The sequence below is a fragment of the Pseudoalteromonas denitrificans DSM 6059 genome, from assembly GCF_900112265.1.
GTDB classification, from domain to species: Bacteria; Pseudomonadota; Gammaproteobacteria; order Enterobacterales; family Alteromonadaceae; genus Pseudoalteromonas; species Pseudoalteromonas denitrificans.
On sequence record NZ_FOLO01000010.1, the window covers coordinates 109877 to 125484 of the forward strand.

The 15608-nt window shown below is 35.7% G+C and carries 16 protein-coding genes and 1 rRNA gene; 10 read left to right on the forward strand and 7 right to left on the reverse strand.

The features are described from left to right. Positions 1-65: 65 nt before the first annotated feature. Entirely contained in the window at positions 66-1517 is a 1452-nt protein-coding gene (locus BM088_RS09050) for a TrkH family potassium uptake protein (RefSeq protein WP_091982975.1), read from the forward strand. Positions 1518-1586: 69 nt separating this feature from the next. Here the strand turns inward: BM088_RS09050 and trkA are convergent, their stop codons facing one another. From trkA to def, 4 genes are all read right to left on the reverse strand, one after another. Further along, a complete protein-coding gene (trkA, locus tag BM088_RS09055; protein WP_091982977.1) occupies positions 1587-2963 on the reverse strand; it encodes a Trk system potassium transporter TrkA in 1377 nt (458 codons plus the stop codon). Between the two features lie 20 nt (positions 2964-2983). Next, a complete protein-coding gene (rsmB, locus tag BM088_RS09060; RefSeq protein ID WP_091982979.1) occupies positions 2984-4273 on the reverse strand; it encodes a 16S rRNA (cytosine(967)-C(5))-methyltransferase RsmB in 1290 nt (429 codons plus the stop codon). Further along, entirely contained in the window at positions 4270-5229 is a 960-nt protein-coding gene (gene fmt, locus BM088_RS09065) for a methionyl-tRNA formyltransferase (RefSeq protein WP_091982980.1), read from the reverse strand. The genes rsmB and fmt overlap by 4 nt, the downstream gene beginning before the upstream one ends. 87 nt (positions 5230-5316) lie before the next feature. Beyond that, a complete protein-coding gene (gene def, locus BM088_RS09070) occupies positions 5317-5838 on the reverse strand; it encodes a peptide deformylase (RefSeq protein ID WP_091982982.1) in 522 nt (173 codons plus the stop codon). Positions 5839-5962: 124 nt separating this feature from the next. Between def and BM088_RS09075 the strand changes: the two genes are divergently transcribed. The 6 genes from BM088_RS09075 (at position 5963) to hemF (ending at position 10856) form a co-directional block, all read left to right on the forward strand. Then, positions 5963-7084 (forward strand): LysM peptidoglycan-binding domain-containing protein, encoded by a 1122-nt coding sequence (locus tag BM088_RS09075; RefSeq protein WP_091982984.1) that lies wholly within the window; start codon positions 5963-5965, stop codon positions 7082-7084. Between the two features lie 28 nt (positions 7085-7112). Next, positions 7113-8204: a DNA-processing protein DprA gene (dprA, locus tag BM088_RS09080; RefSeq protein ID WP_091982987.1), complete on the forward strand. Its 1092-nt coding sequence runs from the start codon at positions 7113-7115 to the stop codon at positions 8202-8204. 1 nt (position 8205) lies between these two features. Continuing rightward, entirely contained in the window at positions 8206-8679 is a 474-nt protein-coding gene (locus tag BM088_RS09085) for a DUF494 family protein (protein WP_091982989.1), read from the forward strand. Between the two features lie 102 nt (positions 8680-8781). Further along, a complete protein-coding gene (locus BM088_RS09090; protein ID WP_091982991.1) occupies positions 8782-9342 on the forward strand; it encodes a DNA topoisomerase family protein in 561 nt (186 codons plus the stop codon). Positions 9343-9363: 21 nt separating this feature from the next. Next, positions 9364-9927 carry an L-threonylcarbamoyladenylate synthase type 1 TsaC gene (gene tsaC, locus BM088_RS09095; protein ID WP_091982993.1) on the forward strand — a complete coding sequence of 188 codons (564 nt, stop codon included), beginning with the start codon at positions 9364-9366 and terminating at the stop codon, positions 9925-9927. An 11-nt stretch (positions 9928-9938) separates the two neighbouring features. Further along, positions 9939-10856 carry an oxygen-dependent coproporphyrinogen oxidase gene (hemF, locus tag BM088_RS09100; RefSeq protein ID WP_091982995.1) on the forward strand — a complete coding sequence of 306 codons (918 nt, stop codon included), beginning with the start codon at positions 9939-9941 and terminating at the stop codon, positions 10854-10856. 141 nt (positions 10857-10997) lie between these two features. On the opposite strand, the gene BM088_RS09105 is transcribed toward hemF, so the two are convergent. Both BM088_RS09105 and BM088_RS09110 read right to left on the reverse strand, forming a co-directional pair. Beyond that, positions 10998-12605: a methyl-accepting chemotaxis protein gene (locus BM088_RS09105; protein ID WP_091982997.1), complete on the reverse strand. Its 1608-nt coding sequence runs from the start codon at positions 12603-12605 to the stop codon at positions 10998-11000. Between the two features lie 70 nt (positions 12606-12675). After that, complete coding sequence (locus tag BM088_RS09110) at positions 12676-13122, reverse strand: group II truncated hemoglobin (protein WP_091982999.1); 447 nt, start codon at positions 13120-13122, stop codon at positions 12676-12678. Between the two features lie 40 nt (positions 13123-13162). Here BM088_RS09110 and aroE point away from each other — a divergent pair, with 40 nt between their 5' ends. Both aroE and BM088_RS09120 read left to right on the forward strand, forming a co-directional pair. Continuing rightward, entirely contained in the window at positions 13163-13996 is an 834-nt protein-coding gene (gene aroE / locus BM088_RS09115) for a shikimate dehydrogenase (protein ID WP_091983001.1), read from the forward strand. A 3-nt stretch (positions 13997-13999) separates the two neighbouring features. Further along, positions 14000-14227 carry a DUF1488 family protein gene (locus BM088_RS09120; protein WP_091983003.1) on the forward strand — a complete coding sequence of 76 codons (228 nt, stop codon included), beginning with the start codon at positions 14000-14002 and terminating at the stop codon, positions 14225-14227. A 14-nt stretch (positions 14228-14241) separates the two neighbouring features. Here the strand turns inward: BM088_RS09120 and BM088_RS09125 are convergent, their stop codons facing one another. Continuing rightward, on the reverse strand, positions 14242-14775 hold the full coding sequence (locus BM088_RS09125) for a gamma carbonic anhydrase family protein (protein WP_091983006.1): 534 nt from the start codon (positions 14773-14775) through the stop codon (positions 14242-14244). 680 nt (positions 14776-15455) lie between these two features. Between BM088_RS09125 and BM088_RS09130 the strand changes: the two genes are divergently transcribed. Next, positions 15456-15608: ribosomal RNA gene (locus BM088_RS09130) — 16S ribosomal RNA — on the forward strand; the annotation flags it as partial.

Sequence of the window (15608 nt, forward strand, 5' to 3'; positions counted from 1 at the left end):
GATTGTTTAAGCTAGATTTAGCTTAACAAGTTTAATTTTTTAATCATGAGAATAAAAATAAACCTATGCAGTTTCGTACCATAATCAGAATATTAGGCTTACTCGTAGCACTTTTTAGTGTCACGATGATCCCACCAGCATTAGTTTCTTTAATTTATAAAGATGGTGGTGGTGTTCCTTTTGTTCTCGCTTTTATTTTTAGTGTCATCATAGGTTTATTTACCTGGTATCCAAACCGTAATGAAAAAGCAGATTTAAAGGCAAGAGAAGGGTTTTTAATTGTTGTTTTATTTTGGTTGGTATTAGGAGCGTTTGGTTCTTTGCCTTTGATTTTTCTTGAGGAGCCTAATTTATCTTTAGCTGATGCTGTATTTGAATCATTTTCTGGGTTAACAACTACAGGGGCAACTGTTTTAACCGGTATAGAGTTTTTGCCTAAGTCAGTTTTATTTTATCGTCAACAGTTGCAGTGGTTTGGTGGCATGGGGATCATTGTTTTAGCCGTTGCTGTATTACCTATGTTAGGGGTCGGTGGTATGCAGTTATATCGGGCTGAAACTCCTGGTCCGGTTAAAGACTCTAAAATGACACCCCGAATTGCAGATACAGCAAAACACCTTTGGTATATATATGTATCACTTACTTGTGCTTGTACTTTGGCGTATTGGAGTGCTGGGATGGAATGGTTTGATGCGATTTGCCATGCTTTTTCGACTATCGCTATCGGTGGGTTTTCAACATATGATGCTTCAATGGGACATTTTAATAGTCCATTAATTAATATTATATGTGTCATATTTTTATTAATTGCAGCTGTTAACTTTTCTTTGCACTATGCGGTTGTCGCCAATCGAAGTTTAAAAAGTTACGTTAGAGATCCCGAGCTTAAGGTTTTTTTGTTTATTCAGGCTGCTTTAGTTTTAATTTGTTTTACTGTTTTATCTTCTCAAAATGTATTTGAAACGGGTGATGAAACATTAAATCAAGCCTTATTTCAGGCTGTTTCAATCAGTACGACAGCGGGCTTTGCAACAGATAATTTTTCGGCATGGCCGATTTTTCTACCTATGTTATTAATTTTTTCTAGCTTCATTGGTGGCTGTGCAGGCTCAACGGGTGGCGGTTTGAAAGTAGTGCGCGTGTTTTTGCTCTATTTACAAGGGATACGAGAACTCAATCGTTTAGTTCACCCCAGGGCTATTTACTCTATTAAGTTGGGTCGAAAAGCATTGCCAGATAAAGTAGTAGAAGCTGTTTGGGGTTTCTTTTCTGCTTATGCTTTAGTTTTTGTCATTATCATGTTGATGCTAATGGGCACTGGTATGGATAATATTACTGCATTTTCGGCAACCGCAGCCTGTTTAAATAATTTAGGACCAGGTTTAGGCGATGTTGCATCTCACTTTGGTGATATTACAGATACTGCTAAATGGATTCTTACAATTGCTATGGTATTTGGCCGTTTGGAAATATTCACTTTGTTAGTATTGTTTACACCCACATTTTGGCGAGGATAATAGAGTAGGCGCGACTTTAGTCGCGCTTATTGAATTATAAACATAGCTTTAACTACGCTTACGAAAAGACTATATAAATATTGCACTTACTTGGAATAATTTTTCAACTACGTATATATGTTTTTTATCTATCAAAAACATAATCACATGATCTCCTGATTCAATCACAGTGCTATCGTGAGCTATCAAAACATCATCGTTTCTGACGATAGCACCAATCGTTGTGCCAGCAGGTAATTTTATATCTCTAATTGCTCTACCAACAACTTTGGAAGTTGTTTTATCGCCATGAGCAACCGCTTCGATGGCTTCAGCCGCACCTTTTCGTAATGAATATACATTGACGATATCACCACGGCGTACATGAGTAAGCAATGCCGATATGGTTGCTTGTTGTGGTGAAATGGCAATATCAATTTCACCACTTTGTACCAAGTCTACATATGCACTACGTTGGATCAGTACCATGGTTTTTTGTGCCCCCATGCGTTTTGCCAACATCGCTGCCATGATATTTGCTTCATCATCATTGGTAACAGCAATAAAGACATCTACTTGTTCTATATGCTCTTCTGATAACAACTCCTGATCAGAAGCATCACCGCAAAAAACGATGGCTTTATCTAGTTGTTCAGATAATTGTATAGCACGTTCAGGGTTACGCTCTATTAATTTAACCGTATGGTTTTTTTCTAGTGAACGAGCCAAGCCCGCACCAATATTACCACCACCGACAATCATTATTTTTTTGTAAGATTGTTCAAGTTTTTGTAATTCACTCATTACTGCACGAATATGTTTTGTTGCAGCGATGAAAAAAATTTCATCATCAGCTTCAATAACTGTTGTACCTAAAGGTTTTATAGGACGACCCTGACGATAAATTGCTGCTACACGAGTTTCAACATTAGGAATATGTTCTTTTAAAGTAGATAGTGCATAGCCTACTAATAAACCCCCATAATATGCTTTTACGGCTACTAGAGATAGTTTACCTTCTGCAAATTGTAAAACTTGTAATGCTCCCGGATAATCAATTAAACGACGAATATATTTTGTGACTAATTGTTCTGGTGCAATATAGTGATCTACAGGTAAATCATGGTTATGAAATAGTTTTTCTTTATATCGCAAATATTGTTCTGATCGAATGCGAGCAATTTTTGTGGGTGTATTAAAGATACTATAAGCAATTTGACAGGCGATCATGTTTACTTCATCAGAGCTGGTTACCGCAATGATCATATCTGCATCTTCAGCTCCTGCTTGACGTAAAATATCAGGATGGGCGCTATGTCCAGTTACAACTTGTAAGTCGTATTTATCTTGAAGTTGGTGCAGTTTATCACCGTTAATATCTATCACTGTGATTTCGTTTTTTTCACCAACCAGGTTTTCAGCTAAAGTGCCGCCAACCTGACCTGCACCTAAAATGATAATTTTCATGATCTACCAAATATTTTTTATTAAGAGTATTTTTTAGTTAACTTTGCATAATAAAAACCATCAGTTAAAGCAGGCAATAACTGCCATCCTGGAGTGGTTAAAGTATCATCAGAGTTTATTGCCATATGTTCAGCATCCGTTTGCTGTTCAAGGAAGTTCAAAATTTGATTTTTGTTTTCTTGAGGTAAAACTGAGCATGTAGCATAAAGCAAAGTACCACCAGGTTTTAATAAAGGCCATATTTCTTGTAAAATTTGTCCTTGTAATTTAGCCAGTTTTTCAATGTCATCTGCTCTACGTAACCACTTTATATCTGGATGGCGGCGTATGACACCGGTAGCGGAACATGGTACATCTAATAAAATACGATCAAATTGCTTACCATCAAACCAGTCATTTGGTTTGGAGGCATCGGCACAGGTTAATTTTGCTTCTAAGCCAATGCGGGTTAAGTTTTCTTGTACGCGCTCTAACCTTTTAGCATCGGCATCTAAGGCTAAAACTTCTATCTTAGCAAGCTCTAATAAATGACATGTTTTACCGCCTGGTGCTGCACAAGCGTCAAGTATGTAATCACCATCTTGTGGGTCTAATAATCTTGCTGCCATTTGAGCTGCGCCATCTTGTACTGAGCTGCCGCCAGTGTCAAATTCTGGTAAACTGAAAACATCGCATGGTTTTTCCAATAAAACTGCATCAATAAAACCATCTTGTAACTGATGGTCTATATTTTCTAGATTTAGCTTTTCACTGTACTGCGTAGTGTTATGTTGTGCTTGATTCACACGTAACCACATAGGAGCTTGTAATTGGTTTGCATCTAAAATTTGCTCCCATTGTGTAGGGTAAGCAGTCTTTACTTGATTAATAAACCAACCTGGATGGTTATACTTACAGGCATTAATTTCATGTGCTTGTGCTTCTAACTCTGTTTGTTTGCGTTGAAAATTACGTAATACAGCGTTTATTAGACCTTTTAGGCCCGTCGCATTTAAAGTAGTTAATGCATTTACTGTTTCAGCAACAGCGGCATGTGGTGGTGTGCGCATATGTTGTAATTGATAAATGCCAACATACAGTAAAAATTCAAATACTTTTTGTTTACCTTTTAACGGTTTGCTTAATAATTTAGAACAGTAAAACTCTAAGCTTGAATAGTGACGTAATACGCCATAACAAAGTTGCTGTAATAAAGCTTTGTCTTTGACCGCAATTTTAGTGCTAGCTGCTGGTAAAGCTTGATTAAGAGATTGCTTTTCAATGATAACTTGATAAATAACTTCAGCTGCTAAAGCTCTTACATCGCTCATTCGTTTTCACCTTTGTTACCAATAATACTATTAATTTCGACCCAATCAGCACGACCATTTAAAAAATCTTGTGCAGTCATAGGTTTTTTACCTTGAGGTTGTAATAGCTCTATTTTTAGTGACTCTTTGCCTGTAGCTATGGTTATACCTGTTTTATCACTTGCTAAAACTGTACCTGGTTCACCTGTTAACTCAACCACTTTCGCTTGGTAAATTTTAACGGTATTACCCAACATCTGAGTGAAACAAACAGGCCAAGGGTTAAATGAACGAATATTTCGCTCTATTTGTTCTGCATCCATAGACCAATCTATATCAGCTTCTTGTTTTGATAGTTTATGAGCATAGTTAGCTTGTGTTTCATCTTGAACAGTTGCTTTAGCCGTGCCGTTTGCTATTTCTGCAAGTGTTTCGATTAACGCTTTTGGTCCTAATTGTGCCAGCTTAGTATATAAAGACGCGCTTGTTTCATCTTGGTTGATATCGCAAGTGGTAATATTGAGCATATCACCCGTGTCTAAACCTAAGTCCATTTGCATGATAGTGACGCCAGACTCTTTATCGCCTGCCCATATTGCTCTTTGAATAGGTGCAGCACCGCGCCAGCGAGGTAAAATAGAGCCATGCACGTTAATACAACCTAAGCGAGGTGTATCTAAAATGGTTTGCGGCAAAATTAACCCATAAGCAACAACAACCATAATATCAGCGTTTAAATCGGCTAATATTTGCTGTTCACTTTCAACTTTTAATGATTCTGGTTGATAAACGTCAATATTATTTTCAACAGCGAGTTGTTTTACTTCACTGGCTTTGAGTTTTTTTCCTCGACCTGCAGGGCGGTCCGGTTGACTATAAACAGCGATAACTTGATGTTCTGATTCGATAAGTGCTTGAAGGTGGTGAGCTGCAAAGTCAGGTGTACCCGCAAAAACAATACGTAAAGCTTGTGTCACTAAAATTTCCTTAAATGATAGAAATGCAAAATATCTCTATATAAGGCCACTGTGTGGCCGTTAAAAGTGGAAGAATAAGGTTTGTTATTAACCTCTAGCGGCTTCTTTTGCTGCTAATTTTGCTTCTTTTTCTAATTTTTTACGAATACGTTGACGTTTCAAAGGTGATAAATAATCAATAAATAATTTACCAACCAAATGATCAAGTTCATGTTGGATGCAAATAGCTAATAACTCATCGGCATCCATTTCAAACGCTTCACCTTGAGCATTAAGTGCTTTCACAGTCACAATCTCTGCTCTGTCTACTTTTGCATGTGTATCAGGTACTGACAAACAGCCTTCTTCACTTATTGTTGAGCCTGATTGTTTGATTATTTCTGGATTGATTAAAACGATTTGTTTGTCTTTTTCTTCAGATACATCCATAACAACAATTCGCTGGTGGATGTTAACTTGTGTTGCTGCTAACCCTACACCATTTTCGTCATACATAGTTTCAAACATATCATCAATAATCTTTCTTATTGAATCATCTACTTGTGTAACATTCTTTGCGATCGTACGAAGACGTTCATCGGGGAATCGTAATACTTCTAAAATTGCCATATTTACCTTTTAAAGCTGTGCTTAAAACACTAGATTATGCTAATGTTTGTATTTTAGCCATTCGTGTTCATTTTTTACAGGTTTAGGTCAATAATAATAAAAGAAAAGGCTAGAGGAAGCTCTTATGATTAAAAAAATAGCAGTTGTTGTACTTTCGTTGTCTATAATTTTTCCCGCTATCGCAGACATATTGAAAGTAAAAAATAATGCCCCTGAGCAATATGTGGTAAAGAAAGGCGACACACTTTGGGATATTTCAGCCATTTATTTAGAACAACCTTGGCTATGGCCTAAGTTATGGCGGTTTAATCCACAAATTGATAACCCACATTTAATTTATCCTGGTGATACACTTTCTTTAGTTTATGACGCTGATGGTCGGCCTATGTTAGTGATGAATCAAAAATATAAAAAGTTATCTCCGCATGGTCGAAAGGTGATGAAAAAAGATGGTGCGATACCCACTTTACCTCTTGAGCTGATCCGTCCTTATTTAACTTATGAGCAAGCGTTAGATGAAGAATATATGGCTAAACAGCCATATGTATTAGGCGGTAATGATAATGTAAAAAACTTAATTACAGGACATATTTTATATATTAAGGGTAATTTAGTACGTAGTAAATACTATGGTATATACCGTAAAGGTGAAGCGTATATAGATCCTAAAACTGATGAGCCATTGGCACATGAAGCTATACTCGTAGGTACTGCCAGAGCCTTTAGAAATGGCGATATAGATAATGGCATTCCTGCGTCGGTACGTGTTAAAAATGCTAAACGTGAAATTCATGCCGGTGATTTTTTAATTCCTGCAATGGAAGGGCAGTCTCTACCTGCATTTTTCAGTTTAACTAAACCAGAAAAGCAAGTAGATGGCTCTATCATAGCATCAACAACTAAGCTGAGAGAGTTCAGTAAGTTAGATATTGTTGTTCTTAACTTAGGTAAGAAAGATAAATTAAAAGCGGGGCATATTTTGGATATTCGTCGACAATCTCCTACAGTTGTAGATAGTGGTGATGGTCCTAAATACTTGGAAGATTCGTCTCGCTTCGCAAAAATGGCAGCAACAGCTAAAGATTTATTTGGCAGTGAGCCAAGTGCCGATAATACACTATGGAAAATGCCTAAAGAAAAAGTAGGTGAGTTAATGGTATTTAAGGTTTATAACAATTTAAGTTACGCCTTAGTCACAGGAACATTAAGACCTATCAGGGTTGGAGATGTTGTTAGCATAGATTAATCAAATGTGACTGGCTCAAGGAGAGAGCATGAAAAACAATAAAAAAAGCGAGCTACATATTTGGCTCGCTTTTTATTTGTGTAAAGGTTTAGGTATAAAAATATTAATTCACTTGCATAGTGTTATTCAATTAAAACGTCTAGTTTCATTACATTATGATCAATTAGTTGCATTAGGTTTAACTTCAAAAGTAGCACAAAACTTAATAAATATAGATTGGCTTCATATTGATAAAGTTGTTACTAATATTATAAATAATAAGATTGATGTGCTTTGTTATTTTGATAAGAATTACCCTAAACAGTTAAAACAAATATCTAGTCCTCCATTATTACTATTTTGTAAAGGTCAAGTGAGCCTACTCTCTAGTCCACAAATTGCTATGGTTGGTAGTCGGTCTGCAACACCCAACGGATTGAATATTGCATCTCAATTGGCATATAAATTATCAGAAAAAGGGTTAACGATTACTTCTGGCTTAGCTTTGGGTATTGATGGTGCTGCACATAAAGGGGCTTTGGCATTTAAAGGGAATACCATTGCTGTTCTGGGTACTGGGGTTGATTTGGTCTATCCTAAAAGGCATCAATTGTTATTTGATCAAATAGTATTAAAAGGCTTGATAGTCAGCGAGTTTTTACCTGGAACTAAACCTCAAGCAAGTAATTTTCCCAGACGAAATCGTATTATTTCCGGTTTATCCTTGGGTGTTGTTGTCGTTGAGGCTGAAATTAAAAGTGGTTCACTCATCACAACTAAATATGCCTTAGAGCAAAATAGAGAAGTTTTTGCTGTACCGGGCTCAATATTAAGCTCCTTATCTCAAGGCTGCCACTTTTTGATTAAACAAGGGGCTAAATTAATTGAAAATGTGGACGATATATTAGAAGAGGTGAGCTTTTTTCCAAAAAGTTGTCTATATACTAATAGAGAGCAGGAAGAAAATAAGGATGATGATCCAATATTAGCGCAGCTTGGATTTGAGGTGACTCCGGTTGATATTATTGCACAAAGGGTAAAGTTACCAATAGAACAAATATTACCTCGTTTATTAGACCTTGAATTAGAAGATAAAATAGAGCGTGTTATAGACGGCTATATTAAGCTAAGGAGGTGTTAAAATGTTCGATATCCTCATGTATTTATTTGAGAATTATATTCATAGTGAGTCAGCCATTTTTGTAGAGGAAAATGAACTGACAGAAGAGCTCAAGCGAGCGGGCTTTCATAGTTCCGAAATATATAAAGCACTTGACTGGTTAGAGCAATTAGCTGATTTACAAAAAAGTGATGAATGTCCATATTTAAATCGTTCACCTTTACATTCGATTCGAATTTTCACCGATTCAGAATGTGACAAATTAGACATTAATTGCCGAGGGTTTTTAATGTTTTTAGAGCAAGTTTCACTTATTAATTGTACGACTCGTGAAATGGTGATTGACCGTGTATTTGATTTAGATAAAAAAGACATTAGTTTAGATGATTTAAAATGGGTTGTATTAATGGTTTTATTTAATGTACCAGGTCAAGAGGGGGCATATGCTCAAATGGAGGATTTAATTTTTGATGAACGTAATGGCCAAGTTCATTAAGTTGAGCTTAAATCTACTAAATAATACCCTGATACTTTCAGGGTATTTTTTTGCCTGATTAGCGTATAATCTCCTTCTTATTATACTGAATCTGGTTTCCTAATGACAAAAATAGACAGTGACCTCTTTACTGCGCATGAACATGCACTAGAAACTGAGCTTGGGACTTGCCCTGATTGTGACTCTGAGCTTGTCATTCGTCATAGTAAGAGTGGGCCATTTGTTGGTTGTATCAGTTATCCTAATTGTGAATATACAAAATCTTTAATTGATCATGACATTGAACAAGTTAAGGTACTTGAAAATTCGAATTGCCCTCTTTGCAGTGAAGTATTAGCCGTTAAAAATGGTCGATATGGTATGTTTATAGGTTGTACAGCTTTCCCTGTTTGTCATTACGTTGTACATGAAAGTGATGATAAGGAAAATGAAAGCTTGCCTCAATGTCCAAAATGTAAAGCGGGTGAATTGGTTAAACGCAGTAATAAATCAGGGCGAACATTTTATTCTTGTAATGCATACCCTGATTGTAACTATATTTTGAATCAATTACCGGTTGATCAAAAATGCCCTAATTGTGGCTGGTCTGTATTAATCGAAAAACAAACTGCAACAGGGAATAGATTACTGTGTCCACAAAAGTCATGTGGTTATAAACAATAAATTTAAAGAGTTATAAAAATTGTGACACATATAAATAATGAATTGAATGTTATTACAGCTTTGAATCAAGGGTCTGTTATTTTGTACCCTACAGAAGCGGTATTTGGCCTAGGTTGTGATCCTGACAATGAGCAGGCTGTGATGGATTTATTGGCGATAAAACAACGTTCGGTTGATAAAGGTCTCATTTTAATCGCAGACAATTATAGTCAATTACTACCTTATATCGATGATGTTAAAATTCCTATGGATAAAAGACCGGAAATATTTTCTTCTTGGCCTGGTGCTGTAACTTGGATCCTGCCCGCTGCAACTACAGCACCTAAATGGCTAACCGGAAAGTTTGATACTATTGCAGTTAGAGTAACTAATCATACTAAAGTTAAAAAATTGTGCTTGGAGTTTGGTAAACCTTTGGTATCAACAAGTGCTAATTTAACGGGTTGTGAGCCAGTAAAAAATATAACGGAAGCAAAAATCGTTTTTTCAGATAAAAATTTATTTTATGTTGATGGTGAATTAGGCTTAGGTAATAAACCTAGCCAGATTAAAAGTGGCCTGACAGGTGCTGTCATCAGAAATTAAGTGAGAACCATATGAAGCAAGCCAGTTTAGAAAAAGTTAAAGCATACCTTTTAGATTTACAGAACCGTATTTGCCAGGGTTTAGAGCAAGCCGATGGCTCAGCCGTATTTATTGAAGATGCTTGGCAACGAAAGCAAGGTGGTGGTGGTATAACGCGAGTGATCAAAGATGGTGCCGTGATTGAGCAAGGTGGAGTTAACTATTCTTATGTATATGGTGATTCAATGCCAGCCTCTGCAACTGCACACAGACCTGAATTAGCAGGCAGAAGCTTTCATGCTTGTGGGGTATCACTTGTTATACATCCAAATAATCCACATATTCCTACCAGCCATGCAAATGTAAGATTTTTTATTGCTGAAAAAGAAGGTGAAGATCCTATTTGGTGGTTTGGTGGCGGTTTTGATTTAACGCCTTTTTATCCTGAAATTGAAGATGTTCAGCACTGGCATACAGTGGCTAAGAATGCATGTATGCCATTTGGTGAAAATGTCTATCCTGAATATAAAAAATGGTGTGATGAATATTTTTATTTAAAACATAGAGATGAAACCCGAGGTGTAGGTGGTTTGTTTTTTGATGATTTAAATAAAATGGGTTTTGAAAAAAGCTTTGAGTTTATGCAGTCGATAGGCGATGCGTTTTTAACAGCATATGTACCAATTGTTGAGCGCCGTAAAAACACACCTTTTTCTGAGCAACAAAGAGATTTTCAGTTATATCGACGTGGTCGATATGTTGAGTTTAACCTAGTTTGGGACCGTGGTACTTTATTTGGTTTACAAACGGGAGGGCGTACAGAGTCTATTTTAATGTCTATGCCGCCGCTTGCTCGTTGGGAATATAATTTTTCTCCAGAACCAAATTCTCCAGAAGCTTTGCTTTATAGTGATTTCTTAAAACCAAGAGATTGGTTAGGTGAATTATAGCATTGTAATTATTTAGGTTGGCTAGTTAAATAATGTAGTGTGTATTGAATCAGACCAATTAGCACATTTTTTGTTAATTGATCTGATTCAGAAACAATCTGAGTTTTTTAGGCTAGCTAAAGGTTTACTTTTTAATTGAGACTATTTTAATTTAAACGATCTTACTTGCTCATCTAAATTTCTTGCCAATGATAATAATTCTTCACTGATTTGTTTGCTTTCGTTGGCATCAATTAATGAATTATCAGCATTATCTCTTATTGTGACAACGCTTTGATTAATCTCTTCAGCAGCTAAGTTTTGTTGTTCAGTAGCATCTGCAATTTGAACATTCAGTTGATTAATCTCTTGCATTTGCTCCGATATATCTTTTAAAGAGTGCGCTACTTGTTGAACTTGTAAAGCCCGTTTATCGGCTTCTGTACATGACTGACTCATAGCATCAACGGTTTGTTTAGCTTCTTGTTGTAACTTCTCTATCGTACGTTTTATTTCATCGGTAGAATTATGTGTTCTATTGGCTAAAGTACGCACTTCATCTGCAACAACAGCAAAACCTCGTCCTGCTTCACCAGCGCGAGCGGCCTCAATTGCCGCATTTAATGCGAGTAAATTAGTTTGTTCGGCGATACTGCTAATAACTTCTAAAACTTTACCTACTTCTAAGGTTTGGTTTTGTAATTGACCAACTTGTCCAGCAGCACCTCTAACATCATTTGCTAACAGATTAATACTCACCTCTGTTTGATTTGCTATTGCCATACTAGTTTCAGCCATTTGATTACTACTATCTGATTTTTCTGAAGCAAAGTGGCAAGTATTTTTGACCTCTGCAGAAGATGCTTCTAATTCATTAATGGCTGCGGCAACTGATTCTGTTCCTTGTTTTTGTTGCAAAATGGCTTGCTCAGTTGTATCTGCCGCAGAAAATATTTGTTCGGCTGAATTTATTATGATATGAGAAGTTTCAGAGACCTGCGTTATATTTTGTTTGAAGCTATTGAGCATAATATTAAAGTTTTTGGCTAACCGACCTAATTCATCATTAGTTTCATCATTTATCGTTAGACTCAGATCATTGTTCTGAGCAACTAAACGCATTGTTTTACCTAGAATTTTAAGGCGTTTAATAAATAATTTTCTAAATAAAAATCCCAAACCTACAAAAGCGATAATGAAAATGACGCTAAGCATGGCAGCACTTATCCAAGTATTTTTATTTATAGCTTTATCAACTTCTTCTAAAGAATAGCTAATTTTCACTGAACCTAATACATCTCCTGATTGCGCTTGATGGCAACCTAAGCAGTCTGTGCCTTTATAATCATTACTGGCAATAATAGGTTTTAAGTAGGTTATAATTCTTTGATTATTTTTTTCTTCAATGAATAAACTTTGATTACCTTGAAGACTTGCTAACTCAGCTTGTGTTTGTGCCGTTTCATTTTCATTACCTTGGCCATATAATTTGTTTACTTGTTTGCCTCGAATAATTTTTGCTTCAATTATATTTTTTTGACTTCGTATTTTATTGGTAAGTATTGACCTGTTTGCCATAGTACCCGTAAGCATTAGAGTATTAATTGAATCAAAATAATTATCGGCCAATAATTTTATATTAGCTTCAATCGTTTGTTCTGCTAGTTTTTGTTGCTGATTAGAACCATTGATAATACTAGCTAATAAAACTAAAAAGCCTGTGAGGGCTAAAAGAATATAAATTTTATTTTGGATTGAAAGTGAGCGCATCGTTATTTCCTAAGCACAGGGGGAGATATAATGCACTAACTTTTTGAGGGTGGCTTTGATCTAGATTAATTTATTCTTGATTTATCATGTGAGTTGCCAGTTGGGAGAATGATTGCTTGAGACCTTGACGTAATAATGGATTATCTATTTCAATATCAAGCGCTTTATTCATGCAATAAATCCATTGATTTCTGAGTTCTTCATCGATTAAAAATGGTAGGTGTCTTTTTCTTAACATTGGATGACCATATTTTTCGGTAAATAAATCAGGCCCACCCAACCAACCAGATAAAAACTCAAAAAATACACATCTAATCCTATCTAAAGGCTGAGGGTGTAAATCTAATAAAGGTTTTGCGTAACTATCTTTTTCCATAATATCGTAAAAACGTTTCGCTAAATTATAAGCGCCAGATTTACCTCCCATTATTTCATAGGGTGTTTTTTCGGGAGTGGGTATTTCAGAAGACTTGTTTTGTGGTGTGTCTTTAGTGAAAATACGCTTTATAAGATTCATCTGTTACTGTAACTCCAAAACTATGATAAAAAGGAATGAAATGGACTTATATGCTGTATTTGGTAACCCAATAAAACATTCAAAATCGCCAATCATACATCAAATGTTTGCTCAATCTGTTGAGCATAAACTCGATTATCGTGCGATTTTAGCACCACGAGATGGCTTTATCGATTCATTAGATTTGTTTTTTAATGGTTCTGGATTGGGGGCTAATATTACTTTACCTTTTAAGGAAGAAGCATATCAATATGCTGATGTACTCACTCTAAGAGCAAAGTTAGCGGGTGCAGTTAATACATTAAAAAAATGTTCTGATGGTTCAATATTAGGTGATAATACTGATGGTGCGGGCTTAGTATCTGATTTATTGAGAAATAAAGTCACTTTTAAAAATAAACGTATATTGTTAATTGGGGCTGGTGGTGCTGCTCGAGGGTCTATACTCCCTTTGTTAGAGCAAAGACCATCAGAATTGATTATTGTAAATCGCACTCAAGAAAAGGCTGAATTGTTAGCTAATACCTTTAATGATTTTTCGGTTGAAAAAAATACTAAGATTAATGCCTTTAGTTTTGATTCATTACCAATAGAGGAATATCATCTTATTATAAATTCAACATCAACAAGTGTTACGGGCGAATTACCCGCGTTAAAAGCTGAGCACTTAAAAAGCTGTGAATGTGCTTATGATATGTTTTACTCAAAAACAGCTACTTCATTTATGTCATGGGTAAACGAGCATAATTATAAAACTAAAACGTTAGATGGCTTAGGTATGTTGGTAGGTCAAGCTGCTGAAAGTTTTGAATTATGGCGAAATGCCACTCCTAATGTTGAAAGCGTATTAACAAAATTAAAAAGCGAATTATAAATCATGAATCAGGCGATACAGTTTGTTGACCGATATACCTATATAAAAGCACGTAATGTTATTCAATTTGAAGCAATTGTGTCGGGAATGATTGTTTTTTGTTTTGTTAAGTATTCTGGTAAAGACGTGAATGATTATCTTGATAACAATAAATTTGATTTAGAAGAACTCGCCACTGAACTGATAGAAGAGGAAGCTTATAATGAACAGGGCGAGATTTGGATAAAATAAAGAAGTTTTAAAAGTTACAAATCTTCTAAGTATTCATCTTTTAAGTGTACATAGTTATCGGCTGAGATTTTTAAAAAAGCATGCTCTTGTTCTGTAAGTGCTCGAGCTTGTTTTACTGGACTACCAACGTATAAATATCCCGACTCAAGTTTTTTATTAGGGGGTACTAATGCACCGCCTCCTATAATAACGTCATCTTCTACTATGGTATTGTCCATGATGATTGCGCCCATACCAACTAAAATACGATTACCTAATGTACAACCATGTAGCATAGCTTTATGACCTATGGTTACATCATTACCAATAATTAAAGGATAGCCTTCAGGTGCTGATTCTGATTTTCTAGTAACGTGTAATACAGAGCCATCTTGGATGTTAGTTCTTTCACCAATCTGGATATAATTTACATCTCCTCTGGCTGCAACACATGGCCAGATGCTCGAATCTTTACCTAAATATAACTCGCCAACAACAACTGCTGACTCGTCTACATATGTATTAATCCCAATTTTAGGTTGGATACCTTTATAAGAACGAATTGCCATTTATATTCCTAAGTTCAAAATCTACGTATAAAAAGATAAAAGTTATTATAAGTTCTGTGAAATTTTCTGAAACTGTAATTTTCATAACTTCATATATCTAAATTTGATTGTTTTTAAGTCGCTTAGTTTAAATTTTAGACGAGTAAATAAAAAAAGTGTCTATATTAAAAAAAACACTTGCGCTCAATCCAAATCTCTCTATACTGCGCCTCCACCGACACAGACGGCAAGCAACATTCTTAAAGGGATGTAGCAAGTTAGCTAGGTTGGTAGAGTTGATTAAAACTTGAAATGAAAACTTTTTAAAAAGAATTTAAATTAAGTCTTGACTCAAAATAATCACGGTGTATTATGCACACCCCAAGCGAAACGGCACTAGCCAAAAAGCTTGAAACGTTCTTTAAAAATTTAAGTAATCATCTGTGTGGGCACTCTTGCAGATTGAGTTCTAAGTTACCTTCTTAACTTCGGTTTAGACGGTAACAAAAAATTAGAGTCTCATTTGTAATTATGTTTTACATTTTAACTTTTTCGAAAGTTTTAATGGAGTGACTACACAGTCATATGCGACGTTATTTATTATGTCGAAACGGAAGCGTTTCAACTATCCAATAAATAATATCAAAAACAGAATTCATTGAGCTGAACACTTACTTGTTAAGTAATTCAAAAAACACTTTTAATTGAAGAGTTTGATCATGGCTCAGATTGAACGCTGGCGGCAGGCCTAACACATGCAAGTCGAGCGGTAACAGAGGTAGCTTGCTATCTGCTGACGAGCGGCGGACGGGTGAGTAATGCTTGGGAATATGCCTTTAGGTGGGGGACAACAG

Coding starts and splice junctions, on each gene's coding strand:
- BM088_RS09050 (WP_091982975.1), top strand. CDS start 66: ATGCAGTTTCGTACCATAATCAGAATATTAGGCTTACTCGTAGCACTT.
- trkA (WP_091982977.1), bottom strand. CDS start 2,963: ATGAAAATTATCATTTTAGGTGCAGGTCAGGTTGGCGGCACTTTAGCT.
- rsmB (WP_091982979.1), bottom strand. CDS start 4,273: ATGAGCGATGTAAGAGCTTTAGCAGCTGAAGTTATTTATCAAGTTATC.
- def (WP_091982982.1), bottom strand. CDS start 5,838: ATGGCAATTTTAGAAGTATTACGATTCCCCGATGAACGTCTTCGTACG.
- BM088_RS09075 (WP_091982984.1), top strand. CDS start 5,963: ATGATTAAAAAAATAGCAGTTGTTGTACTTTCGTTGTCTATAATTTTT.
- dprA (WP_091982987.1), top strand. CDS start 7,113: ATGAAAAACAATAAAAAAAGCGAGCTACATATTTGGCTCGCTTTTTAT.
- BM088_RS09085 (WP_091982989.1), top strand. CDS start 8,206: ATGTTCGATATCCTCATGTATTTATTTGAGAATTATATTCATAGTGAG.
- BM088_RS09090 (WP_091982991.1), top strand. CDS start 8,782: ATGACAAAAATAGACAGTGACCTCTTTACTGCGCATGAACATGCACTA.
- hemF (WP_091982995.1), top strand. CDS start 9,939: ATGAAGCAAGCCAGTTTAGAAAAAGTTAAAGCATACCTTTTAGATTTA.
- BM088_RS09105 (WP_091982997.1), bottom strand. CDS start 12,605: ATGCGCTCACTTTCAATCCAAAATAAAATTTATATTCTTTTAGCCCTC.
- BM088_RS09110 (WP_091982999.1), bottom strand. CDS start 13,122: ATGAATCTTATAAAGCGTATTTTCACTAAAGACACACCACAAAACAAG.
- aroE (WP_091983001.1), top strand. CDS start 13,163: ATGGACTTATATGCTGTATTTGGTAACCCAATAAAACATTCAAAATCG.
- BM088_RS09120 (WP_091983003.1), top strand. CDS start 14,000: ATGAATCAGGCGATACAGTTTGTTGACCGATATACCTATATAAAAGCA.
- BM088_RS09125 (WP_091983006.1), bottom strand. CDS start 14,775: ATGGCAATTCGTTCTTATAAAGGTATCCAACCTAAAATTGGGATTAAT.